Annotated in this window: 21 protein-coding genes and 1 tRNA gene (1 of these 22 running past the window's edge); 6 read left to right on the top strand and 16 right to left on the bottom strand. The window is 39.9% G+C overall.

Annotated features, from left to right (window positions below; all coding sequences use genetic code 11):
• Window positions 1-13: 13 nt before the first annotated feature.
• From pth to LEP1GSC190_RS08385, 3 genes are read right to left on the bottom strand one after another with little or no spacing between them, the layout of a single operon-like run.
• Window positions 14-586, bottom strand: coding sequence for an aminoacyl-tRNA hydrolase (pth, locus tag LEP1GSC190_RS08395; protein ID WP_036047946.1), 573 nt, complete (start codon window positions 584-586; stop codon window positions 14-16).
• Entirely contained in the window at window positions 574-2,124 is a 1,551-nt protein-coding gene (gene cimA / locus LEP1GSC190_RS08390) for a (R)-citramalate synthase CimA (RefSeq protein ID WP_004279934.1), read from the bottom strand. Before cimA ends, pth begins: the two co-directional genes overlap by 13 nt.
• Window positions 2,121-2,432: a Smr/MutS family protein gene (locus LEP1GSC190_RS08385; protein ID WP_002761781.1), complete on the bottom strand. Its 312-nt coding sequence runs from the start codon at window positions 2,430-2,432 to the stop codon at window positions 2,121-2,123. The genes cimA and LEP1GSC190_RS08385 overlap by 4 nt, the downstream gene beginning before the upstream one ends.
• A gap of 149 nt (window positions 2,433-2,581) precedes the next feature.
• Here LEP1GSC190_RS08385 and LEP1GSC190_RS08380 point away from each other — a divergent pair, with 149 nt between their 5' ends.
• Entirely contained in the window at window positions 2,582-4,141 is a 1,560-nt protein-coding gene (locus tag LEP1GSC190_RS08380; RefSeq protein WP_004280511.1) for a phosphatase domain-containing protein, read from the top strand.
• A gap of 445 nt (window positions 4,142-4,586) precedes the next feature.
• On the opposite strand, the gene LEP1GSC190_RS08375 is transcribed toward LEP1GSC190_RS08380, so the two are convergent.
• Entirely contained in the window at window positions 4,587-5,225 is a 639-nt protein-coding gene (locus LEP1GSC190_RS08375) for a DedA family protein (protein WP_004280172.1), read from the bottom strand.
• Here LEP1GSC190_RS08375 and LEP1GSC190_RS08370 point away from each other — a divergent pair.
• From LEP1GSC190_RS08370 to LEP1GSC190_RS08355, 4 genes are read left to right on the top strand one after another with little or no spacing between them, the layout of a single operon-like run.
• Window positions 5,214-5,834, top strand: a complete 621-nt coding sequence (locus LEP1GSC190_RS08370; protein ID WP_173380567.1) for a hypothetical protein — start codon at window positions 5,214-5,216, stop codon at window positions 5,832-5,834. The two genes, LEP1GSC190_RS08375 and LEP1GSC190_RS08370, sit on opposite strands and share 12 nt — an antisense overlap.
• Before the next feature lie 3 nt (window positions 5,835-5,837).
• Complete coding sequence (locus LEP1GSC190_RS08365; RefSeq protein WP_086004790.1) at window positions 5,838-6,968, top strand: AI-2E family transporter; 1,131 nt, start codon at window positions 5,838-5,840, stop codon at window positions 6,966-6,968.
• Between the two features lie 6 nt (window positions 6,969-6,974).
• Entirely contained in the window at window positions 6,975-8,243 is a 1,269-nt protein-coding gene (xseA, locus tag LEP1GSC190_RS08360) for an exodeoxyribonuclease VII large subunit (protein ID WP_002761701.1), read from the top strand.
• A gap of 2 nt (window positions 8,244-8,245) precedes the next feature.
• Window positions 8,246-8,536, top strand: coding sequence for an exodeoxyribonuclease VII small subunit (locus LEP1GSC190_RS08355; protein WP_002761741.1), 291 nt, complete (start codon window positions 8,246-8,248; stop codon window positions 8,534-8,536).
• 467 nt (window positions 8,537-9,003) lie between these two features.
• Here LEP1GSC190_RS08355 and LEP1GSC190_RS08350 read toward each other — a convergent pair.
• Window positions 9,004-9,079 (bottom strand) — tRNA-Asn (locus LEP1GSC190_RS08350).
• A 208-nt stretch (window positions 9,080-9,287) separates the two neighbouring features.
• On the opposite strand from LEP1GSC190_RS08350, the gene LEP1GSC190_RS08345 reads away from it, so the two are divergent.
• Window positions 9,288-12,878, top strand: coding sequence for a vitamin B12-dependent ribonucleotide reductase (locus tag LEP1GSC190_RS08345; RefSeq protein ID WP_004280893.1), 3,591 nt, complete (start codon window positions 9,288-9,290; stop codon window positions 12,876-12,878).
• An 830-nt stretch (window positions 12,879-13,708) separates the two neighbouring features.
• Here LEP1GSC190_RS08345 and LEP1GSC190_RS08340 read toward each other — a convergent pair.
• From LEP1GSC190_RS08340 to gspE, 11 genes are all read right to left on the bottom strand, one after another.
• Complete coding sequence (locus LEP1GSC190_RS08340) at window positions 13,709-14,842, bottom strand: IS110 family RNA-guided transposase (protein ID WP_004280523.1); 1,134 nt, start codon at window positions 14,840-14,842, stop codon at window positions 13,709-13,711.
• A 402-nt stretch (window positions 14,843-15,244) separates the two neighbouring features.
• On the bottom strand, window positions 15,245-16,171 hold the full coding sequence (gspN, locus tag LEP1GSC190_RS08335; protein WP_002761025.1) for a type II secretion system protein GspN: 927 nt from the start codon (window positions 16,169-16,171) through the stop codon (window positions 15,245-15,247).
• A complete protein-coding gene (locus LEP1GSC190_RS08330; protein WP_002760993.1) occupies window positions 16,168-16,698 on the bottom strand; it encodes a hypothetical protein in 531 nt (176 codons plus the stop codon). Before LEP1GSC190_RS08330 ends, gspN begins: the two co-directional genes overlap by 4 nt.
• 7 nt (window positions 16,699-16,705) lie before the next feature.
• On the bottom strand, window positions 16,706-18,331 hold the full coding sequence (locus LEP1GSC190_RS08325; protein ID WP_002761084.1) for a cell division protein FtsA: 1,626 nt from the start codon (window positions 18,329-18,331) through the stop codon (window positions 16,706-16,708).
• Between the two features lie 6 nt (window positions 18,332-18,337).
• On the bottom strand, window positions 18,338-19,576 hold the full coding sequence (locus tag LEP1GSC190_RS08320) for a type II secretion system minor pseudopilin (RefSeq protein WP_161601966.1): 1,239 nt from the start codon (window positions 19,574-19,576) through the stop codon (window positions 18,338-18,340).
• Window positions 19,539-20,183 (bottom strand): type II secretion system protein GspJ, encoded by a 645-nt coding sequence (locus tag LEP1GSC190_RS08315; RefSeq protein WP_002761135.1) that lies wholly within the window; start codon window positions 20,181-20,183, stop codon window positions 19,539-19,541. Before LEP1GSC190_RS08315 ends, LEP1GSC190_RS08320 begins: the two co-directional genes overlap by 38 nt.
• Window positions 20,184-20,192: 9 nt before the next feature.
• Complete coding sequence (locus LEP1GSC190_RS08310; protein WP_002761145.1) at window positions 20,193-20,738, bottom strand: prepilin-type N-terminal cleavage/methylation domain-containing protein; 546 nt, start codon at window positions 20,736-20,738, stop codon at window positions 20,193-20,195.
• Window positions 20,713-21,282, bottom strand: a complete 570-nt coding sequence (locus tag LEP1GSC190_RS08305) for a pilus assembly FimT family protein (RefSeq protein ID WP_002760999.1) — start codon at window positions 21,280-21,282, stop codon at window positions 20,713-20,715. The genes LEP1GSC190_RS08310 and LEP1GSC190_RS08305 overlap by 26 nt, the downstream gene beginning before the upstream one ends.
• Before the next feature lie 21 nt (window positions 21,283-21,303).
• A complete protein-coding gene (gene gspG / locus LEP1GSC190_RS08300; protein ID WP_002761028.1) occupies window positions 21,304-21,780 on the bottom strand; it encodes a type II secretion system major pseudopilin GspG in 477 nt (158 codons plus the stop codon).
• Window positions 21,781-21,802: 22 nt separating this feature from the next.
• Window positions 21,803-23,029 (bottom strand): type II secretion system F family protein, encoded by a 1,227-nt coding sequence (locus LEP1GSC190_RS08295; protein WP_002761123.1) that lies wholly within the window; start codon window positions 23,027-23,029, stop codon window positions 21,803-21,805.
• A gap of 4 nt (window positions 23,030-23,033) precedes the next feature.
• On the bottom strand, window positions 23,034-23,298 hold the 3' end of the coding sequence (gspE, locus tag LEP1GSC190_RS08290) for a type II secretion system ATPase GspE (RefSeq protein WP_002761169.1). Its footprint extends 1,409 nt past the window's final position; the window shows 265 of its 1,674 coding nt (coding positions 1,410-1,674); the start codon falls outside the window, past its right edge; it ends in the stop codon at window positions 23,034-23,036.

Raw genomic sequence — 23,298 nt, 5'->3', positions numbered from 1 at the left:
CTCCATAGATGTCTTACTGAATATCGGAAAGTTTTCGAAATTCGTTTTTTCTTTCTCGAACCCAATCGGAGATTTTTTGCAAAGACACTTGGACTAATTCCGGAATTTTTTCCCTTTCTTCTGGGAAAAAATTAGAAAGTACATAATCTGAAACTTCCGATGCCGTGGATGGTTTTCCGACACCAAATCTAAGTCGGAAGAATGTATTTGTTCCGAGTCTTTCCACGATATTTCGCAGGCCATTATGTCCAGCATGTCCTCCCCCTTCTTTGAGTTTTAACTTTCCGAATTCAAAATCGATTTCATCGTGAATAACTAAAATGTTCTCCGGAGAAATCCCGTTTTTCTTTGCAATTTCGGCGACTGCTTTTCCAGAAAGATTCATAAATTCAAGAGGTTTCAGATAAAAAATCGTCACTCCTTCTTCGTCGGTTCTTGCAAGTGAATACTTGGTGTTTGTCTGGTAACTTCCAGAAGAAGAATCCAAAAAAGAATCTAAAATCACAAAACCGATATTATGCCGATTATAGGCATATTTTTGGCCAGGGTTTCCAATGCCCACCAGTAAAAGTTTTAAGTTTGCCATGGTTGCAGGATCTGATTGAGCATTTTTTCAGTCGCGTGAACGGCCGCAATCGTTTGATCGGGATGAACCCCCATTGTTTTGAAAGTTTGATCTTCTTCTAAATCCAAAGATTTGTTCCAAGTGATCATAGTTTCTACGAGAGCATCTGTTTTTCCTCCAGGGGGAATTCGAACTTCGTAATCTATCAACTTAGGAATACTGATTCCGAGGCGATTCGTAATTTTTGTAAGCGCGTTCATAAACGCGTCGTAACCTCCGTCTCCTTCGGAAATTTCCTTATGAACTTTTCCTTGATATTCCAATTCGATCTGAGCGTGAGGCCGAACCCCGATCCCGGAATGAATATTACAAGATTTGATCGTAAGAACTTTTTCACCGGTCCTTCCGGAAACGTCGGCAATAATAAACGGAAGATCCTCCGGAGTAACAAGTTTGTTCTGATCTCCGAGTTCAATCACCCTTTCGAGAACCTTCTGAAGAACAACGTCGCTTAACACCATTCCAAGTTGTTTTACGTTTTCGGAGATGCTCGCTTTGCCAGCAAGCTTGCCTAACGCGTAACTTCTTTTTCTACCGAATCGCTCAGGAAGAATCGGATTTGCGTACAGGTTTCCTTTTCTATCTCCGTCTGCGTGTACTCCCGCGGTTTGAGTGAATACGTCTTCTCCGACGATTGGTCTGTTTGCGGAGATTCTTTTTCCGCTGAATACTTCCACAAGACGACTTGCTTCCGTAATGGCCAATTCATTCACGTTCGTCTTAGCCTGAGACTTATCATGGATTGCAGTGACAAGCGCCTCAAGTGGAGTATTGCCTGCTCTTTCTCCGAGTCCGTTCATGGATGCGTGGAGCCCCTTGACTCCCGCCCGGATCGCCTGAAGGCTGTTTGCCACGGAAAGGTCGTAATCGTTGTGTCCGTGGAATTCGAAATGAAGATTTGGATGCTTTTGAACCAGACTGTCCACCCCTTGAAACGTTTCTTCAGGTGAAAGTACACCTAACGTATCGGGAAGAAAAATTCTTTCGATCCGTTCTTTACTTAGATGTTCCACAAGCGCTTCGACATAGTCGGGACTGTTTCTAAATCCGTTGGACCAATCTTCGAGGTATACATTTATCTTAAGGCCATTTTTGATTGCATATTCTATGACAATGGAAACGTCGGCAAAAAATTCTTTTGGAGTTTTGTTTAACTGTTTTTCGAGATGGTGCAGAGAACCTTTTGTAAGAAGATTCAAAACCTTTGCACCGCTATCTTTGATCCAATCTACGGTTTTGTTTCCGTCCACAAATCCTAGAATTTCGATTCTTTCCGTGAGTTGTTCTGTTTCAGCCCATTCTATGATTTTTTGGACCGTTTCAAATTCTCCTCTGGAAACTCTTGCAGAGGCAATTTCCACCCGATCCACATTGAGTTTTTGCAATAAGAATTTGGCAATATTCAATTTTTCGGAAGTCGAAAAACTAACACCTCTGGTTTGTTCTCCATCTCTCAGAGTTACGTCTAAAATTTCCAATCGAGCCTCTGTTTTTGTCATCTGAGATACCTTTTGAGAGTGTCCTTATCAGGACCTAATACTTCGACCAACGTAGAACCGGGATTGGAAATTCCAAACTGGGAATAGTCGACTTCCTTTAAAAAATCGTGAGTCCGAATCGTTTCCAGGGTCAATTTTTTGAGAATTCCTTCTCCGATTCCGTGAACGACTTCGATAAAAGTTTCTCCGGCCAAAAAAGCTTCTTGAATTTCTTTTTCGAGTTTTTTTTGCGCCTCTTCAAATCTGAGCTTTCGGATATAGATCGTTTTTGCTCCTGAATACCCAGATTTGACGGATTTTTTTTTCATACGATCAAAGGTTCTTCTTCAGTACCAGTGTTTTTTTATTTAGGAGTACAGAAAACAAAGAATTTCATTTTTTATGCTTTCACTCTCTGAGCATTTCGGTACAATTTTCAATCCATTCATTTTATCAAAAAGAGGCAGGTTTTAAAACCTTGAGCGAACGATTAGAATCCAAAACGGAAACGGCTAGGTTAGTGGATAAAAAAAGAATCGCGATCTGCGGTGGCACACTTGGACGCGAAAATCGATATTACGTTCGGGGTCAGATTGTAGACGTAGGAATCACCGAGAAAATGAGAGATGATTCTCGTTGGGATTTGCTTAACGGTCTTTTTGAAGGCCAGGAATACGAAATTACTCCGTTTTTGGACTATGGGCTTGAGCCGGTTCGAAAACCGGTTCTAGTCGCCGAAATCTGGGACGAATCCGGAAATCTATTGCACCAATCTCCCGAAATTAAAGGTGATGATGGAGGATTTTTCTTTCACGAATTCACCAAACCGTTGAATCCCGGAAAGTATACGTTTCAGATTCATCTTAGAAAATTGGACTCTTATAGACAGTTCACAAAGGATATCGCCTACCTCAATCAAAAGGGTAAAAGTGAAATTTCCGGACAATCCTTAATTGGAAAAGGAAAATTGAGAATTCTTCCCGAGAACTTCAGCGGCTATGTAACTACTTCGGATATAGATCAAACCTATCTCGCTACGGACATTCATTCCAACAAAGGAAAGCTTTCCACGTTATTCGAAACACCACAACAAAAATTACCTCTTCCCGGAATGCCCGCACTTTACAGAGAAATTCGGATGGCTACGAACGATTCCCCTCTTTGTTTTATCTCCGCGAGCCCCCATTTTTTTAGAAGAACCTTGCTGACCACAATCCGAAATCATTCCATAGTTACAGAATCTTTACATCTTAAATATCTGGAAGGAACGATTAAAGGAATCCTCGAAAAATTCTGGGATTCCGTGACTCATCCCGCCAAATTTATCACAGATGGCATCTTGGGTTCCATGGAAAGAATTCGAAAATTTGCCGGAGCCTCTTTTCAGAGTCTTTTCGATCAGATGAGTTACAAACTTACGATCTTACTCAGGGATAGATTGTATCTTCCCACAAATGCCAAAGAAATTTTGATCGGAGACAACACAGAAAGCGATTATCTCATTTTTATCCTTTATCAGTACATTCTCTGCGGGAAAATGCAAGGAAAGGAACTAGAAGATTATTTGTATCACTTAAACTTTTTAGGAAGAGACGCGATCACGAGAGACGCCGCAAGATCGATTCGAGAATTAGGAGAAGAAAATCGCAAAATTCACGGAGACTTAAATTCCGTGTTCCTAGTTCTGATTAACAAAACGGCCCACGGACCTGACGAAGAGGAAATGCACTGGAATGTACAAAGCGCGCTTCCGGCCGGAATCGATCCTTTCAAACAAAAAGAAATTCATCCGTATGTTCTGACAGAAGGTGCGCCCGGTTTTGCGGTAGTACTTCAAGATAATGGAATATTAGATACTTCTGCCGTATTTAGAATCGTAGCAGAAATGACGGGAGAATGGATGGAAGGTAGGGTAATCGATCCACCGACTTTGATGGAATGGATTCGAAATCTAACTCTTCCGGGAGACTATCAGGCTGAAAAGGATCTCATTTTAGAAGGACTCAAAAAAGCTCTGGAAAAAGAAGAAATTTCCTAAATTTATTTCGAATTCCAAATATTGTTAAAAAGCGAACTTTCATTTTGAGAATTTATAGTTTGTCCTAAATTCAAATTTTTATCTCGCGGATCTCCAAAAACAATAATATTCTCAAAACTCATTGTAGTAATTCCTACATTTTGGGTTTTGAGACAAACCGAGGGCCTTTACTTCAAAATTGGCAAGTATCAGTAGAAAAACAATTTGATCGTGTAGTTAATAAAAACTTTTCTAGAGCCTGTCTCAAAAATATCTTAGAATGATTCGAATCGGCGTTTTAAGCAAAGATAAAGTATTTTTGAGATAGCTTCTAATAAAACGATAGTCAGTCTGTATTTTTCTATAAAAAGAACGAAGTAAAATGTAAGAACTCCTACACATCCCTATGTAACTGCTTCACGAATTCCAAAGAGGAAAGGACCCGTAAAAAATAAAAACCTCTTTATCAGTTCATTGTAACCGTTTTTCGTTTTCGATGCCAGTAAAACAAAATCGCAATGAGAACAATCAACGCAATGACGATTCTATTATAAATTTCTAAAAAACCCAAAACGTATTCCCAATGAGAGCCCAAATAAAAACCGGAAACGATTAAACTTCCACACCAAAGAATAACAGCCACGCCAAAACATCCGAAAAAAAGGATTGAATTCATCTTCACTATTCCCGCGACGATCGAAACAAAAAACCGGATTCCCGCTGAGAACCGGCTAAACAAAACGACTAAAACGGAATTCTTCTGAAACCAAGATAAGGTTTTTTCAATGGATTTTTCATCGTAAAGAGAATTCTTAAACGGAAATTCTTTTTCCTTGACCCAGTGTAGAAAGATTTGTCCGAAACGATACATGACCCAGGCCCCCAGTAAATTTCCCGCTAAGGTGCTTGTAATCAATTCCGGCCAGCCGAATGAATCGAGATTTCTCGCGACCAAAAATCCCCCGAACACAGTGATCGTATCTCCCGGCCAAGGAGGAAAAACGTTTTCTACGAAATTGGAAAATGCAAAAAAGAACCAGAGGAAAATCGGGTTCGTTTCGGAGAAACGGTTTAGAATTTGGATTAAAGTTTCCTGAAAAGTCATGAAGTCAGAATAAAAGAATTGTCAATGATCCAGCGTAGGGTTCAAGTAAAAAAAGTGAACCCTATTCTTTTTCAATCTTTGTATCGTTTTATCTCCGGCCAAAAGTTTTCTTCCCCGAAAAAGTCGCTGTTTTTCTTTCTAACGTTCCCAAACGTTTGGAAAACATGCATTACCACAATTTTTTGGTTTTATTTTTTTACCGGGTCCGTGTTCGGAGATACTCAAAATTCGAAAAAAACGGAACTTTATCGTTACAATAAACTTACGTTGCAGAACAATCCGGTCCGAAACCCTAGATCGCTTCCGATCGAATTCGTTCCGGAAGGTTCCGATCTGATTTACTCCACGGAACTCAAATCAGAACGAGGATATTTCGATACGAGAGAATCTTTTCTTCTATTTACTCACGCATTTAAAAAGAAGCAGATGGAAATCTACTACTCGTCTATTTTTAAATCGCTTTACTGGAAAGTTTTACAGGAAGAAATCACAGATACAAAAACAGTGATTATGGTTGAAAGTCAAAATAAAAAAGTCGTTACGATTCAAATTGAAACCGCGAATAACGGAAGCAAAATTAAACTCTTTTATAAAAATTCGGGAAGTTGATCAATCATGGAACCAATTCATATAAACCCCGAACCTGGAAAATATACGTTTCTCATCTTTTTTTCGGTCCTATTCATCTTTACGATTGGAATTTTCTTTTTGGTATTTAGACCCTATTTCTATTCCTCTTTGATGGCTCTGATTTTGTATCTCGCAACTCGAAGACCGCATAAATTATTAAAAGAATATCTAGGAGAGAAGTTTCAGTGGCTTGTTCCTTGGATTATGATTTCCCTCGTTTCTATGATCGTACTCGTTCCATCCTACTTCGTAATTCGTACGTTGATCGGAGAAACTCTTTCCATTCTTTTTAAACTGAGAATTTCGTTAAGCGAAGATAAAATTATCGAAACCCTGATGAACTTTGCAATGCTTACGGATTTTATCACGGACAACGAGTTCTTTTGGGTAAAAGTTCCCGAAATCTACGGAGAATTTGCGGAGAATTACGTGGATATTCTCAACTTGGACAGCATCTACGGAATTCTGAGTAACGCGTCTTCTTTTATTTTAGGAAACATAGAACTACCGACCGGAATTTTGATGAATCTATTCTTCGCACTTTTAGTATTATTTTTTCTTTATCAAGACGGAAAAAAAGTTGAACGATTCATTTTGGATAATCTTCCCTTTTCCAAACAGTTGGAAGAACAGGTTGGAAGAAAAGTAACTTCCGCGGTTCAAACTGTAATCCGAGGAAATCTTATTATATCGATCCTGCAAGGAGCGGCTGTTTATATTCTTCTTCTGATCGCGGGAATTTCGAGCCCGTTTCTATACGCAAGTTTAGCTTCATTCTTTTCCATCATTCCGGTTGTAGGAACTTCCGTGGTTTGGCTTCCAATCGGACTTTACATCCTCTTTTTGGAAAATAATCCGATGATGGCTTTCTTTTTTATGGGGAATGCTCTGTTCTTTTATCTCGCTTTGGAAAATTTCGTAAAACCAAGAATGCTCGATAAAAAATTGCAGGCACATCCACTTCTGATCTTTCTGTCGTTGATCGGAGGAATCAAAGAATTCGGAATCATGGGATTAGTGCTGGGTCCGGTCGTAGTCACGTTAGTTGTTATTCTTTGGGATTTTTGGAAATTATATCGTAAGGAATTAATCTTGAGCAAGGGACATCGGTAGTAAACATTGGAAGATTCCAAACCACTTACAGTTTCGGAAGTCACGAGAGTCCTTAAAAACCTAATCACAGGATCCAAAGATTTAAAGAATATCTGGGTTCGAGGAGAAATTTCCAATTATAGCAAAGCTAGTTCGGGGCATATTTATTTCTCCCTTAAAGATTCAAGTTCACTGATGCGATGCACTTTTTTCAACTACTCGAACAAGAATTATTCTGGAAAGCCTCTCTCCGATGGAAAGGAAGTTCAGGTCTATGGAACGGTTACACTCTACGAAGCCGGAGGTTCTTACAATCTCAATGTGACTCGAGTGGAAGAATTGGGACAAGGGGATATTCTACTTCAAATCGAAAAACTCAAACAGAAGCTCGCGGCCGAAGGGATCTTTGATCCGGAACGAAAAAGAAGAATCCCGTCTTTTCCGAAAACTCTCGGAATTGCAACTTCTCCCTCCGGCGCGGCAATAGAAGATATTATCAAAATTGCCCGTTCCCGTTTTCCGGGAATTAACATTCTCATCTCTCCTTGTTTCGTTCAAGGAGAGGAAGCCCCGGACTCGATCGTTGCCGCGATCGAAGAACTGAATCACCCCAGTTGGGGGGTTGACGTAATCATAGCAGGTAGAGGAGGAGGTAGTTTCGAAGACTTAATGGCGTTTAACGAAGAAAAGGTGGTTCGGGCTTATGCAAATTCCAGAGTTCCTATCATCTCCGCAGTGGGCCATCAAACCGACGTTTTATTAAGCGACTTTGCGGCGGACTATTCTACCCCGACCCCCACCGCGGCGGCAGAATATGCGGTTCCTAAAGAAGAAGATGTGCTTCAATTCTTAACCCAATTGGCAGGAAGGTTGAAAACCTCCCTGCTTGCAAGAATTTCATCCAGCAAAGATAAACTCAGACTTTTGTCCGGAAAGTTTATCTTTAAAGAACCAATGCAACTTCTCAATCAGAGAAACCAAAGAGTGGATGAAATCGGAATTCGTTTACAAAAGGCTGTATTCAACAAAGTGGGTCTGGCCCGAGTTCGATTGGAGCGATACGAAGATCTTACATCCAGGATGCGGAATATCTTTTTTCATAAAAAGCAAAGGGCAGAATTTTGGACTACGAAGGTGGAAGATCTTTCTCCACCAGCCACAATGAAACGTGGATATTCGATTCTTAGGAACCAAAAAGGAAAAATCATACGATCTCCGGAAGAAACAAAGCCGGAAGAAGAACTACAAGTTTTACTTTCAGGTGGAACGATACAAGTGATCAGAAAAGGAAAATAAGAATGGCGGAAGCAAGATCAAAAATTTCATTCGAAGATGCTCTGGTTGAGCTCGAACAAATCGCGGAAAAATTGGAGCGTCAAGACTTCAGTCTGGAAGAATCCCTCAAGGCGTATGAAAGAGGGATGGAACTCAAAAAAATCTGCCGTGGAATTTTGGATTCTGCAGAAGGAAAGATAGAAGCCCTTACCAAAGACGAATCGAAAAAGACAAACAAAACCGGTTTTCGAGCAGAATCCAAAACGACATCCCAAACTTCCTCCGATTCTGCTTTAGAAGAAGATCTCTTTTAATCTTCCGGAAAAATTACATTGAATCTGTAGCACTATTGTGACTAATAACAGCTGCATTTTTTTTCATTCTCTTCAATTTTATTTTTGTTCATTTTCCTTTTTTGATTATTAACCCCTACTCTTAGAAAAAGTATCCTTTATTTTCTTAAGAGCCGTCCCCAAAATCAGTTACAATCATTCAGGTAAATTTATAATATAAAACGTAGGAGTTCTTACAGATTATGTCCTTTTGAGTTTATGGACTTTTGAATAAACTCTTTATTGTTGTTAAACTTTCGTAAGAATTCCTACATTCTGAGGTTTGGGGACGACAGAGTTGAACTATTTCACTCGAATTTAGAACATAAAGAAGTTAGAATCTTACCAAAGATTTTATACAAAAATTGCGTTTTTGTCGTTCTATCTTGTTAGTGGTGGTCTAACAAGAACCGAAAAAGAATTCAAAATTGGAAAAAGGGATAGAAAATTGGCTCCCCCTGCTGGGCTCGAACCAGCGACCCAGTGATTAACAGTCACTTGCTCTACCGACTGAGCTAAAGGGGAGTATCTTCGGTAGTGCAACCTATATTTTCAAAAAGGGGCAAGAGCGCAATCTCAATTTGTCTCATTGGAGTATGTTTTTCTAACTTTTCAGAGGAAAAATTTTAAATTTTTAAAAATGCGAGAGCCAAAAAACGCTTTGGATCATTTTTCCTCTTTCTTAGAGTGACATAATCCCTTTTTATGAGTGTTATGGAGTCAAAAAAAAAATATGAAGATAAACCGGCATTTTACCGTCCCTCGAAATGGAGAATCCCCTACAATTCGGTGGGTAAAACGAAATTCAAAAATTACCAATCCAGATGGATCCAGAGTTTTCGAAGCAAATGATATTCTCGTTCCGGAAGATTGGTCCCAAGTTGCCGTTGATATTTTGGCACAGAAGTATTTTCGAAGAAAAGGTGTTCCAAAATATCTAAAAAAAGTACAGGAAGATGGAATTCCGGAGTGGTTGCAAAAATCGGTTCCAGATACGGAAAAATTAGAATCTCTAAAACCGGAAGATCGTTTTGGCGGAGAAACCAGTGCACTTCAAGTCTTTCACAGACTTGCAGGTTGTTGGACATATTGGGGATACAAATATAAATATTTCTCCGATGAAGAAAGTGCTAAAGTTTTTTATGATGAAATCGTTTTTATGCTTGGGACTCAGATGGCGGCTCCAAATTCTCCACAATGGTTCAATACCGGTTTAAACTGGGCATATGGAATCGACGGAAAATCTCAAGGTCATTATTATGTGGATCCAGTCACCGGCAAACTTGTAAAGTCGACTTCCGCATACGAACATCCTCAGCCTCACGCTTGTTTTATACAAAGTGTGGATGACGATCTCGTTAATGACGGCGGGATCATGGATCTTTGGGTAAGGGAAGCACGTCTGTTTAAATATGGTTCCGGGACGGGAACCAATTTCTCTCATTTAAGAGGAGAAAACGAACCTCTTTCCGGGGGTGGAAAAAGTTCCGGTCTGATGAGTTTCTTAAAGATCGGTGACCGTGCAGCTGGTGCGATCAAATCCGGTGGAACAACTCGTCGTGCCGCAAAGATGGTTTGTCTTGATGTGGATCACCCTGATATTGAAAGTTTCATTGATTGGAAAGTGACCGAAGAAAAGAAAGTGGCTTCCCTCGTAACTGGCTCTATACTGAACAATCGTCATCTTAACGCAATCATGTCCGCTTGTTACGAGATGGAAGGAGGAGATCGTTTCGATCCGAAAAAAAATTCCTCCTTAAAAAAAAACATCCTCGAAGCAAAGAAGGTTCTCATTCCCGATAATTACATCAAACGAGTAATCGACCTTGCCAAACAGGGATATAAGGAAATTCTTTTTGAGGAATTGACCACTGATTGGCAATCTGATGCTTACAACACGGTGTCCGGTCAGAATAGCAATAACTCCGTCCGTCTTGCGAACGAATTTATGACCGCGGTGGAACAAGACCAACCTTGGAATCTTTATTTTAGAACCGAAAAAGAAAAAGCAAAGTTAGAGGGACGCAAAGCGAAGCCTTCTCAAACCTTACGCGCCCGCGAACTCTGGGAAAAAATTTCTTATGCGGCTTGGGCAAGTGCAGACCCTGGAACCCAATATCATACCACCATCAATGAATGGCATACTTGTCCGGAAGACGGTTCAATCAACGCTTCAAATCCCTGTTCCGAATATATGTTCTTGGATAACACTGCCTGCAATCTCGCATCCGCAAATTTGCAAAAATTCGTAAACCTGGAAACTCTCAACTTTGATGTGGAAGGTTTTCGTTATCTTTGTAGACTCTGGACTATCATTCTTGAAATTTCAGTGACCATGGCACAGTTTCCTTCCAAGGAAATTGCGGAGCTTTCTTTTAAGTTTCGTACGTTAGGTCTTGGTTATGCGAATCTAGGTTCTGTTTTGATGATCCTAGGTATTCCTTACGACTCTCAAGAAGCGATGGCAATCACCGGCGCCATTTCTTCCATCATGCACATGACCGCTTATGCGACTTCTGCAGAGATGGCTAAAGAACAAGGTCCATTTACGGGCTATGCGAAAAATAAAAAACATATGCTTCGCGTAATTCGCAATCATAGGAGAGCCGCTTACAATGCTCCTTCTGGGGACTACGAAAATTTAACGATTACTCCCGTAGGAATCAATCCCGCGTTTTGCCCTTCTTACTTACTTAAAGCGGCACAAGAAGACGCAGACTTGGCACTAGAACTAGGCGAAAAACACGGATTTAGAAACGCACAAGTTACAGTAATTGCTCCTACTGGAACCATCGGACTCGTGATGGATTGCGATACCACGGGAATTGAACCTGATTTTGCCCTTGTGAAATTCAAAAAACTTGCAGGCGGTGGTTATTTCAAAATCATCAATCAATCCGTTCCTTACGGTTTGAAAAAATTAGGTTATTCTACTTCTGAAATTGAAGCGATCGTAAATTATTGCAAAGGTCATGCGACCTTGAACGGAGCTCCCGTAATCAATACGCAAACTTTAAAGGAAAAGGGTTTTACAAACGAAATTCTTGAGAAAGTGGAAGCCTCCCTTCCTCTTGCATTCGATATCAACTTTGCATTCAATAAGTTTAATTTGGGAGAAAACTTCCTAATCAAAAACCTGGGAATTGGGAAGGAAGTTTTCAATGCTCCAGGCTTTTCTGTTTTGGAACATCTAGGCTTTACTAAAGAGGAAATCAACAAAGCGAACGACTACGTCTGCGGAACAATGACGGTCGAAAACGCTCCGTTCTTAAAAGAAAAGGATTATCCCGTATTCGACTGTGCTAACAAATGCGGAAAATACGGAAAAAGATTTCTCTCCTACGAATCTCACATACACATCATGGCGGCGGCTCAACCTTTTATTAGCGGCGCAATTTCTAAAACGATTAACCTTCCAGAAGACGCAACCATAGAGGATATCAAAAACGCTTATTTTCTCTCTTGGAAAATGATGATCAAAGCGAATGCCCTCTATAGAGACGGATCCAAACTTTCTCAACCTCTCAATTCTGTATTAGAACTTTTGAATGGAATTGAAGTGGATGATCAAGACGAAATCAGGGAAGCTATGATTTCCAAAGATCCGGTTCAGATCGCTGAGAAAGTAATCACAAAATATATTTCTCATAGAAGAAAACTTCCGAGTCGTAGGGCGGGATATACTCAAAAAGCGATCGTAGGCGGACATAAGGTATATCTTAGAACGGGTGAATATGAAGACGGTCAAATCGGTGAGATTTTTATCGATATGCACAAGGAAGGAGCTGCGTTTAGAAGTTTGATGAACGCATTTGCGATTTCAGTTTCCTTGGGATTACAACACGGTGTTCCTTTGGAAGAATATGTGGATGCATTTACTTTCTTCAAATTTGAACCGAACGGTATTGTTTCCGGAAATAAACACATCAAGATGAGTACATCTGTAATTGATTATATCTTCAGGGAATTGGCAATTACTTATCTAGGAAGATACGATCTTGGACAAGTGGCTCCGGAAGATTTGAGAGGAGACGAAATCGGTTCCAAACGAGCTACCGCTGAATCAAGTACCCAGGAAGCTATCAATTTCACAACTATAACGACAGAACCCGTTCCGAAAAAAGAAGTGGAAACGATTTCCTATTCACAAATGATTTCTAAGGAAAGATCCACGACTTCTCTCGCTCTCTTAGAAGAAATCAAACTCGCCAAGATCAAAGGTTATACCGGCGACTCTTGCTCGGAATGTGGTTCTTTTGAAATGGTGCGTAACGGATCTTGTTTGAAATGTATGTCCTGCGGGGCTACTACCGGATGTTCTTAATCGAATTACGGGGTTTGTTTTCTTTGTTCAAAGATTACAGATATAACCATTCGTTGCATTTAGAGAGGAACAAAAATTCTATAAAAGTTTGAGTGATGTGCTCAAGCTTTTATAGGAATAGTCAAGTTTGGAACTCATTTCAAAAGTACTACAACGTTTTTGTTAAGAATTTTTCCTAAAAGTTCTCTTGAACTACAATTGTAACGAATTTCCTCTTTGAATTGTATAGGGACAAACTTTTAGTTTTTTATATTTCACCATCTTCTTTTTCATAACGGGTCAGTACACTTGCCTTTTATCATGAAATTGTCAAAGAACTCTACCGACCTATTTTTCATATGCAATTTATACCAGCAGATTAGAGACCGTTCCAATTTCCTTTTTCCCGAACTACAAATCTATCAAGATTTCAAACACTCCAATTGATCTCTAAATTCATTTTTACGGGAATCTCTTTGGGAAAGCCAAGAAATTCTTTAAAGCCGAGATTCTTAAATTCGTGTCTTTTCTACAAATACAACAAACCTAAGATCGCGAGAATCTTGTATCCCCGCGATCAATTGTTGTTCTAAAAACGACCTTCTATCTCATTGACAATCCAGTAAGGCCCAAGGATAACCGCATATGTTCGAAAGTTGGTCCATCCCCACCGCACGAAATAAATTATCTACTTCGCTCTTAGAAATAAGCCCTTTCTGAATCAGTTTCCATCCCAAAGATTGGGGAGAAAACGGACTTTTGATTGAAAGAACATTCCTCTGGTCTCATTAACTCGTCGAGTATTATCTTTTGATCGATTTTTTGGTTTGTTCCTGTCGTTTTTATCCTTATTACTTTTGGTTAATCCACAAGTCATTTACACAATCAAGCCGACACTCTCGATTCATCGCCGCCCAAAGAAATCCGGATAACTCTCTTGAAACTGCCGTTATCATTACCTGAGGAGTTTTTCCTCTTTGCTGTAGATTACGAAACTTTTTGTGTAATCTGAGAGATGCTTTTTCCGCCAAAGCAACAACTAACGCAGGTTGTCCCGATCTACGTGCGGTTACAATCTTACTTCCTGTTCCAGGGAAACGATGTTGCCAAGCTGCTTCTGTCAATATTCTTCGAAGTCTGGGACTTCCAGTTTTTGTTATCCCTGTTTGTTTTCTTTTGGAACCGCTGGAATATTCTCCCGGAACAAGTCCAAGAAAACTCATGAACGAACCGGCTGTTTTGAATCGTTTGAAGTCACAAACCTCACAAAGTAAAAACATTGCGGTTAGATAATCCACTCCTCGGAAACATCTTAATATTCCTACTTTCTCTCGATACGGTTCACTTTCCGCTATCTCTTGTATCCTCTTATCCATCGCTTTTAAATTCTCTTCTTGAACTCTTACCCGACTATAATAGTCGTTAAACGTCTCTTGAAGGATCTCGTTGTTAAACTGTAGATTGTTCAACCATTTGTTATGACTGACTGTCCAATACTTTGTTGCTGAGTAAGTTATACCCTTTCTTAATAAGAATTTCATTAACCTCTGACGATTCCTTCCTAAATCCAAACGAAGGCTGTCACGGGATCTCAGATAATCTCTTACCGCTTCGTCCTCTTCACTCGGTACATGAATCGATTCTAATTCTCCGCTTCGCAATAATTTTGCTAATTTGATTGCATCTCTCTTATCCGTTTTGATCTTATCCGAACTTTGTCTTGGTATCTTTCCTGGTGCTACAAGGATACAGTTTACTCCCAAAGACTTTAGACATCTGTAAAGTGGATAACCCGTTACTCCCGCCTCGTAACAACTATGTATCTCGTTCCATTCTGATTTTAGTTTATTGACGAACTTTTTGATCTGAACCTCATTATGTTTTATCTGCTGTTCTTTTACTATTTCCTTTGTATTGTTCGTTAAACACGCAATTCTAATCGTTTCTTTGTGGACATCCATTCCTACATATATTTTTCTTTTCATTACGTTCCTTCTGTTGGTTTTCTTGTTTTGTGGTAAATGCTCTTGCATCTAACCCACGCTTTTCAAGCCCAGAAGGGGCGCCATTTTGTCTAAATATATACTTTTGTTTGGTTCTCTCGGGAGATTGCTTCCGAGGAATATTAAGACGTTCTGCCTAAGTGAAGTGGGTTTGAACCACATAACACTGATATCAAAAGGAGAATCTTAAAATACTTGCGATTGTCTCTTTCATTTTACATCGTGTCTTTGTTTGCTTACAAAGCTTGGATCCGCATCAATTGTAAAATGAAACGACTTCAAAATAAATTCTAAATATCAGAGTTTTAAAACACCAATGCACTAATTAAAAATGCTTTCATTGAAAGTTTCAACGAAAACTGATTTATAGGATGTGGAAAAAATCTAAGGATTCCCAGGAGCTAAAGGTCCAGATATTCCCGGAATTTTCACTTCCGGTTTATTGACGGTTCCCATAACTGGGATACACTTACTTCCATTTTGTTTTTCCAAGAGAGTCAACATGTCCTGGATATCTTGTCTTTCCAACGCAAAGTTGCGATCCAATTCCAAACAAATTCTAAGATTCAACTGAGAAAAGGACATGTTCTCCGATAGACGAATATTTCCCGTGATATCAAAACGCGCGATCGATGTGTCTAATGTAAAATCGTTGAAAATGAGGTTTCCGCTCTGAAGGTTCACTTTTGTCAGAAACTTTTTAATCGTGATATTTTTCAGTTCCCCTAGAAGAGGAATTTCAGGAAGCTCCTGAATCATACCTGAAGAAGATCCGGCCGGAATTTCCAAATCCAGGGTGCCACTCATCCTCGAAAAACCTTGGTCTAAATTATCAAATTTTCCCTGGCCTTCAAAGCTACGGATCTTCGCCAAGGGTCCATTTTCAGTGTCGATTTTTAAGGAAATCAGTTTAAATTTTCCGTTGAACTTTTTTTTAATCAAACCTAAGAGGGAAGTTTTCAGAACTGCTTCTTCCGTTTTGATTTTAAGATTGGAAGGTGTGGTGATTTCTAAGGTATCCAAAGTTACATTTCCCAAAATCGAAATACTCAAATCCCTGAAATTGATGATCGTTCCCGTTTTAACGGAAGAGGACTGTAAGGAACTGCGAACGACCTCGTCTAAAGGGAAAAGCCAAACGGTAAAAATGAGAAATGAGAACAGACCTGTTCCAATAAGAATCAGTTTCTGTTTGAGCGTAAAACGAGAGACCGTTTCCCCCTCCTCTTCTTCCTGAAGTTCAAGAGTCAAAAATTCCTCTTCTTCGGGAGTAAGTGCCGTTTCTTCCTGGAATTCTTTTTCTTTTTTCATCGTTTTGCGTCCACCACAACACGACTGTAGGTAGAAAGTTTCAAATTTACATCATAAACTTCCTTTCCTAAAAACGGCTTTTTAAAATTCAAGTATTCCACTCTAGCGTTAATCATCTTGTTCTTTTCTATATCATAGATGAGGCGAAAGATATTGTCCAAGGTAACTGATCGGAAATTGATATCAATCGTGATCCGATTGTATTTCTTATCTTCGATCGAATTGGAATCTTTCATCGTAGAAATTTTTTCTTTCAATCCGTATCGTATAAAAATCTCATCCAATTTCGCATAAAGGGCACTTACGTCGGTCTCCCCTCCGGAAGAATCCAAAGACTTGAAATCGTTAAACTCCTGGATAATCTTATCCAGTTTTACGGGGGCGGTTCTCGAATCCTGAACTCTTTCTGTTAATCCCTGACGAAGAGTTACCACTTTACGAATCGCCAAAAACACAATTAACAAAAGAATCGCCCCGATTCCTCCAAATACGATCAGTCTTTCTCTGGGTTCTAATTTATCGAGCATGGCGATCCTAAAACGATTCCTCCGGAGAAACTGGTTTATTGACGACTTTCATCTTAATGATAAAAGACACTTTATAATTTTTAACGCCTTGCATCAATTTTTTGTCAACAATCTCTATATCTTTAAACATTGGGGACTTTTCCAAAGATCTTTGTACAACTCCTATTTCGCTGAACTCGTTTACTTTTCCTCCGATCTTGACGAGATCTTGATCGTAATCGAATTGATCCAACTGAAACGGCTGCATATCAGAGGAAGGAAAGTTTATGGACAATTCGAATAGAATGTCAAGAATACTAGGTTTACTTAAGTATAATCTATAAATCTCAGTTTTTTTCTTCTCTTCGTTTTTGAGTTTAGTGGCATATTCTAATATATCTACATCTTCGGGAGCAGGTCTGCCAAAACTTTTCTGAAATTTTTCGGCAAGCATCTTATCGCCTGCACTGAGTTTTCGTTTGTCGACTACGATTCCTACAAAAAAAACCGTGATTAGAATGAACAAAGAAATTCCCGAAAAAATCAAATGTGGTCTGAACTGATCTAAGTTTAGAATGTTCTTATTGATTCGCTTAACGTGGGGGGTGTCTATAAAATCGACCTTATCTTTTTTCGGAAATCCGAAATGATAACCCATTCCCAAACAAGTCGAGAAGGTATCCCCGTTCAAAGAAAGGAAATCATACCTACGAATGATGAGCCCCAGAGAATCTCCGAAAAAGGACTCAATTCCTCGAATCTTACTTCCCCCGCCCGAAAGATATAAAACTTCCGGTCTTTCAGCCTCGTTCATCGACACGATACTTCTGTTAATTTCAGATGAAAGTTTTTCCGCGAACTTTACGGCACTTTGAAATGCCTTTTTGATATCGATTGCTTTGAGTTTAAATTCCTTCGCGAACAAATTGAGATCAACCCCTTCTCCAACAAACGGTTCAAATTGAAGAGAAAATTGAATCGCTTCCGCTTTTTCAAAAGGAATTTTTAAATCGGACGCAATTTGTTCCGTAAGAGTGTCCCCACCCATGGAAATATATCTGGTATGAGCGACTTTTCCTTCGCTCAAAATACTTAAGATGGTAACTCGTCCGCCTATGTCCACTTGGACAGATTTCTTATGAGTGATCTCTTTATTCAAATGTTCGTAGATAACGGAAGCAAGGCTGACCGAATCCACAAACAAGCCTCTAAATACAATATTGCTCCCGAGAAACGGTGCAGTGATGAAATCCAATTCGCTGTGGTGCGCCGAATACGCGATCACGTTCGATTTTTCCTGATCAATTCTCCATATATTCCCCGTTACCTCGACGGTTTCCATGGGAAACGGAATTCTGTTTTCCACTTCAAAGGGAATCACTTCCCGAACCGCTTTTACCGTCGTAAGAGGAATAGAAAATTCCCTTACAAAAAGACGATTCAAAGGAAGATTCAAAACGATACTCGTTTCGCCAGGAAAGTAGGAATTGATAAAACGAAGAATATTGTGTTTGTATTCGTCCTCTTCTCCATGAGAGATACTCATAATCTCGGAACGTAGAATGTTTAACTTACCGAGAACTTTTTGAAACAGTACACCTTTGATCGTACTCGTTCCGTAATCGATTGCAAGAAATTGATCGTAAATAAACATCTGTTTTTAGTCTTCCATATAATAAAGCATCTGATTATTCGTCAGATCGAAAATACTGGTGATTCTGCGAACCGTATTCTTTACTTGACCTACTGCTACGATTCGAAAGATTTCTCCTTTGGTTTTCACCCTTCCCCCCGAAACATCGGTTCCTTCTCCTGCAAGCTCCTTATAAAGGGTCAACCCCCCTGCAGTTGGAATTTGAAATTCTTGAAATTTTTCCAAGTCCTTCAGTTCTTTGATAAAACCGCCACGTTCCAGTTTGAATTTAAGAATTCTCATAGCAGCTTGTTTAGTCATAAAATCGGATAAAGACATCAAAACAAAGTATGGCGCACCGTTCAAGTTGATTCTATCATCTGAATTTTGTCCGGAGGGGATATACGCGGTCACGTTATTCGCTAAAACGAAATCGCTATCTCCGATCAGTGCGCGTTCCTCGTCCGACTGAAACGCTTTGGAATATTTCTGATCAAAGTCAGCTGGCTTTAGAGAACCGTAAACCGTTTCTCTATCGAATCCTTTTACAGAAACGAGTTCTGAAAGAGAATACATAAAAGAATTCTTATTCTTCCGAGGGGGTTTTAGAGAGGAGTAATACCCATCTTCCGCGCCTCCGCCGACTTCCTGAAGATCGGTATCCAACCAATCGAAGATCGGAAAGAGTTTTTCCCGTTTAATGCCGAATTGATCAAAAAGTCTTGAAAGCATTTCTACAGAACGTAAATTCTGTTGATTATCATCCTGATTCAAGAGAGAATTCAGATTGATCTTTCCGTCTTCGGAGCTGATTTTATAATATATGGTCCCACCTCCCAGCGGCAAAGGCGGAGGGTTGAGTGCAATTCCACTTTTGTAGAGATATTCTTCCGGAATTTTCTTAAGTGCACCTAACGCCCCTTGGAAACCCGCTTTTGCAAGAAGAAGCGCCCGGAACCCGTCAGCATTCGCTTGAGCGACTCTCAATTCCCCCAAGGAAAGTTCTCCGAACTCCGTAGCCGTATAAAAGGAAGCAGTACCGATAGCCATCACTAAGATCACGACCATAAAACCTTTCTTGAATTTGCGAATGTTCCGTCGTAGTAAAAGCAACGACGACCCGTTTTTATAATAGATTCGTATTTTAAAAGTAAAAGAAACACTTGAAACTTTCTTCCGTATATTCAAAAAAGTAAACTTTCGAATCGAGTTTAATAAAATTTGAATATTATTTAAAAAGAATTCCTGGAAACGCGAGCGTTTCATAACGGACCTCCTTTTTTCCCGAGTTTACGATCAGCTCGATTCGGATCAGTCTTGGAATCGATTTGGTAAGTTTCGAATCCCATTCGTCTTCCCATTTCGTTCCAGTTCTGGAATATCTGAGCTGAAAACTTTTCACGTAAGTCAGCAAAGTATATTCTGTCCCTCCAGATTTCGGGTAACGATCTACCATTTCATCCTCTCTGCGTATGAGTAGATTATAACCGGAGTTATCCGGCATCGGTTTTAAGTAGAAAGAGACTTCTCTCACTTCCGGCATGGAAGTCTCTTCCGAATTCGGATGTGTGGCCGCAAAATCCAAACGATCTTTACGATCGGTTCCCCTTCCTTCGTTTTTACCAATAAAGATCAGTCTCCTTTGAGTTTGATGGAAATATGTCATCGAGATCGTACTTCGAATATTTTCAATCGCAAGAAGAATATCCCTTTTTGCCGCTCCTCCTGAAGAAGAAGATTCTCTGGAAATTCTAAGAGAGGTGTAATACGTAGAAAAAATTCCGACAAATATGACGCCCAAAATCATCACCACGATTGAAATTTCGATCAGTGTAAAACCGTTTCGTTTGAAGTGGGTATTCTTCATTTTCATTTTAAACTCTTAATATTGCGCGGACTTAAACGTTTCCGCCGTGTAAGATTCCATTCCATTTCCAGTGGGATATTTGATCGTAACCTTAATTCTAAAAACTCGAATGATTCCGACAGTAGCCGCTCCCTGATTTGTTTGCCCTGATCTATTCATGATCAATTTATTCATCTCCGAATCCCGACCACCAAGCAAATCCTCCGGTTTTTTGCTTTCTTTTCCGGCAAGTTTCATAAGATCCATTTCTTCTTCATTGATTGTCGTTTCAAAACTGTACCCGGGATAACCTGGAATATCTCCCGTAGTTTTATCGGATTGAAGTACCGACACAGAATCAATCTGAGCCATTTTAATTTTAGCGAGATGAACTGCGTTCGAGATTACAACTGCCATTCTTTGTTGTCTGATTCCGTTGGAGATAACCATGTACGTGTATGTCATCGCGATTCCGGCTAACGCAAGAGCAATGGAAACTTCGATCAAATTAAAACCTTCTCGGATCCAACGAATCGAAAGTTTCGAGAAAAGAATACTACGGCTGTTGCTGTTCGTTATCATCCTGGTCTTTCCAATTTTTATCGGTTACCAAATTCGAAGAAGTATGAAACTGCTCTCCTTCCAATACAGAAACTTTCCCTCCATATCGATAAAGAATTAAGGTTCTGTAAATAGAAGGATCGTTTCCTAAATGAACGCTGTAATCTGCTGAGATTCCGAGGTAGGTATACGGAACTTTGATGATTCCTTTCGTATATCGAAAACCTCGAATATCGGTGATGTCGATAATTTCGGAAGTATAAGGAAGTTTCTGAGGCTTAAAAATTAGGACTTCCTTAAGTCCACTTTCGTCTCGAACCAATTTCTTGACGGTATAAGTGTCATTGTCTATATCCAATTCCAATATCATCGTGGTATTCGTGAGAATGGACTTTTTATAACAGAATTCGGCCGCTTGTTTTAGAGTTTGCGCCGCATCACTTCCGGAAGGAATAATAAAATTCGCGGCGGTACTTGCGAGAATGCTAATTAATCCCGCAAGTATCGCAATAACAACGATTAACTCAATCAGAGTAAATCCTTTCCGGATGCTTTGTAACTTCATAGCCGGAAAGGAAAGATAGGATTACTTTCTGCGGAAGTCGGAAGGATATTCGTCTTCATTAAGGATGTTAAAGTCAGCATTTTTACCCTCTCCGCCTTCTTTTTTATCCTTACCCATGGTTATAAATTGGATGTCGCCATTCACGTCTCTTTTGAGTTTATAAGGAGTTCCCCAAGGATCATTGATCGCCGCCTTTTTAGTCAGTGTGGGCTTCCAATCTTCAGGAACATCTCCCGTGGTAGGTTTTTCCACCAAAGCTTCAAGACCTTGGTCGTCGGAAGGATAAGTACCGTAACGTTGCGCGTATCTTTCAAGATGCGATTGAAGTTCGTAGGCGTCTTTTTTTAGTTTGAGGGCGGCGGTATCATCGCTGATTTCACCTGGACGGAAGTTGGAATAAACAAGAGCAATCAGAGCACCTAAAATGATCACAACAACGGCGAGTTCGATCAGTGTCAGACCTTTTCTGTATTTTCTTTTTAATTTGGATCGGTTCAATTCAATTCTCCTTAATCTAAAGCTATATGTTTTGAAGTTGCTGCGTCAAGTTGTACATTGGGACCATAATGGATGCCATAATCGTTCCGATCAAAAGACCCATAACCACAATCATCAAAGGTTCCATGGATTGTGTCATTGTTTTAATCGCGGTATCTACTTCGGTATCGTAAATGTCCGCGAGTTTATTCATCATTTCCGGAACCCGGTCTGAAACTTCTCCGGCGGCGATCATACCCACCACCATCTGAGGCAGAATTATGGACCCGCTGAATGATGCGGAAAGTTTCTCTCCTTCCTTGATTCTTTCTACCGCATTTTTAATTTCTTCTCCGAAAATGGAATGATTCACGATTTTTTCCACGATGGTCAGTGTAGTAATCAAGGGAACACGGTTACTCAAAAGAATTCCGATGTTTCTTGCAAAACTACTCACGAGAACTTTGCGTGCAAGAGAACCCAAAATCGGAATCTTCAATACAAACTCGTCCCAATTCCGTTTTCCCTTAGGAGTGTTTTTGTAATAGATAAAACTCACAACGGCGCCGAAACCCAAGGTAAGGAGAAGCCACCAAAATCCGATCAGAATGTCCGAAACTCCGATTACGATTCGAGTGATCAAAGGAAGTTTTGCGTCGAACTGTAGAAACAATTCTTGAATCTGTGGAATAACTACCGTTAATAAAAAGATCGTAACGAAAATGGATAAAGAACCCATGATGAACGGATATACCATCGCTACTTGAACCTTTGCTTTGAGTTCGCTCGATTTTTCTTCGAGTTCGGCAAGTCTAGTCAAAGTGGCTTCGTAATCCCCTGTTTTTTCACCGACTGCGACAAGAGACGGAAACTGGCTGGGAAACACGTCGGGATGTTTTTTCATCGCTTCCGATAAAGAAGAACCTTCCGTGATATTTGCCTGCATTCCGGTAAGAACTTTTCTGAAATTTTGGTTTTCCGTTTGTTCTACGATACTGGAAAGAGATTTATCCAAAGGGATTCCGGCACCGAGTAACGTGGCGAGTTGCCTAGAAAAAAGCCCGACTTCTTTGCGAGGGATTCTATAAAAGTATTTTGCTAGAAATGGAAAAAGTTCCCTGTCTTTTCGTTCGGAATCTTCGGAGATATTACGGACATACAAACCCTTGTTTTTCAGTTTGGATCTTGCGGCTTGGAGAGAAGCGGCATCTACAATCCCCTTCTCCTCCTTTCCTTTTTTATTAAATGCAACGTAAGAATAAATGGCCATGAAATTAGGTTACTCTGAGGACTTCGTCGATCGTAGTTACTCCGTCGATTACCTTTTTGATTCCGTAGTCTTTTAGAGTTTGGAAATTATGTTCAAGCGCGATCTCGTTTAATTGCCCCGCATCCTTACCTTGCAGGATCGCATGTTTAATGTGAGAATTCACTAACAAAAGTTCGTAAATTCCCGTCCTTCCTTTAAGTCCGGTTCCCATACAATGAGAACAACCCTTACCTCTGTGTAAGCTTCCGTTCTTTAAAGCCTTTTTAGAA

This window comes from Leptospira mayottensis 200901116 (assembly GCF_000306675.2).
GTDB lineage: Bacteria > Spirochaetota > Leptospiria > Leptospirales > Leptospiraceae > Leptospira > Leptospira mayottensis.
This window is presented reverse-complemented; position numbering and strand designations above follow the sequence as displayed.

What these genes read in the sequence shown, in the direction of transcription:
- LEP1GSC190_RS08340 (WP_004280523.1), bottom strand. Translation starts at nt 14,842, where the DNA reads ATGAAAAGAAAAATATATGTAGGAATGGATGTCCACAAAGAAACGATT.
- LEP1GSC190_RS08295 (WP_002761123.1), bottom strand. Translation starts at nt 23,029, where the DNA reads ATGGCCATTTATTCTTACGTTGCATTTAATAAAAAAGGAAAGGAGGAG.
- LEP1GSC190_RS08305 (WP_002760999.1), bottom strand. Translation starts at nt 21,282, where the DNA reads ATGAAGTTACAAAGCATCCGGAAAGGATTTACTCTGATTGAGTTAATC.
- LEP1GSC190_RS08385 (WP_002761781.1), bottom strand. Translation starts at nt 2,432, where the DNA reads ATGAAAAAAAAATCCGTCAAATCTGGGTATTCAGGAGCAAAAACGATC.
- cimA (WP_004279934.1), bottom strand. Translation starts at nt 2,124, where the DNA reads ATGACAAAAACAGAGGCTCGATTGGAAATTTTAGACGTAACTCTGAGA.
- LEP1GSC190_RS08310 (WP_002761145.1), bottom strand. Translation starts at nt 20,738, where the DNA reads ATGATAACGAACAGCAACAGCCGTAGTATTCTTTTCTCGAAACTTTCG.
- LEP1GSC190_RS08315 (WP_002761135.1), bottom strand. Translation starts at nt 20,183, where the DNA reads ATGAAAATGAAGAATACCCACTTCAAACGAAACGGTTTTACACTGATC.
- LEP1GSC190_RS08355 (WP_002761741.1), top strand. Translation starts at nt 8,246, where the DNA reads ATGGCGGAAGCAAGATCAAAAATTTCATTCGAAGATGCTCTGGTTGAG.
- LEP1GSC190_RS08330 (WP_002760993.1), bottom strand. Translation starts at nt 16,698, where the DNA reads ATGCTCGATAAATTAGAACCCAGAGAAAGACTGATCGTATTTGGAGGA.
- LEP1GSC190_RS08325 (WP_002761084.1), bottom strand. Translation starts at nt 18,331, where the DNA reads ATGTTTATTTACGATCAATTTCTTGCAATCGATTACGGAACGAGTACG.
- pth (WP_036047946.1), bottom strand. Translation starts at nt 586, where the DNA reads ATGGCAAACTTAAAACTTTTACTGGTGGGCATTGGAAACCCTGGCCAA.
- LEP1GSC190_RS08375 (WP_004280172.1), bottom strand. Translation starts at nt 5,225, where the DNA reads ATGACTTTTCAGGAAACTTTAATCCAAATTCTAAACCGTTTCTCCGAA.
- LEP1GSC190_RS08345 (WP_004280893.1), top strand. Translation starts at nt 9,288, where the DNA reads ATGAAGATAAACCGGCATTTTACCGTCCCTCGAAATGGAGAATCCCCT.
- LEP1GSC190_RS08320 (WP_161601966.1), bottom strand. Translation starts at nt 19,576, where the DNA reads ATGAAACGCTCGCGTTTCCAGGAATTCTTTTTAAATAATATTCAAATT.
- gspN (WP_002761025.1), bottom strand. Translation starts at nt 16,171, where the DNA reads ATGAAAAAAGAAAAAGAATTCCAGGAAGAAACGGCACTTACTCCCGAA.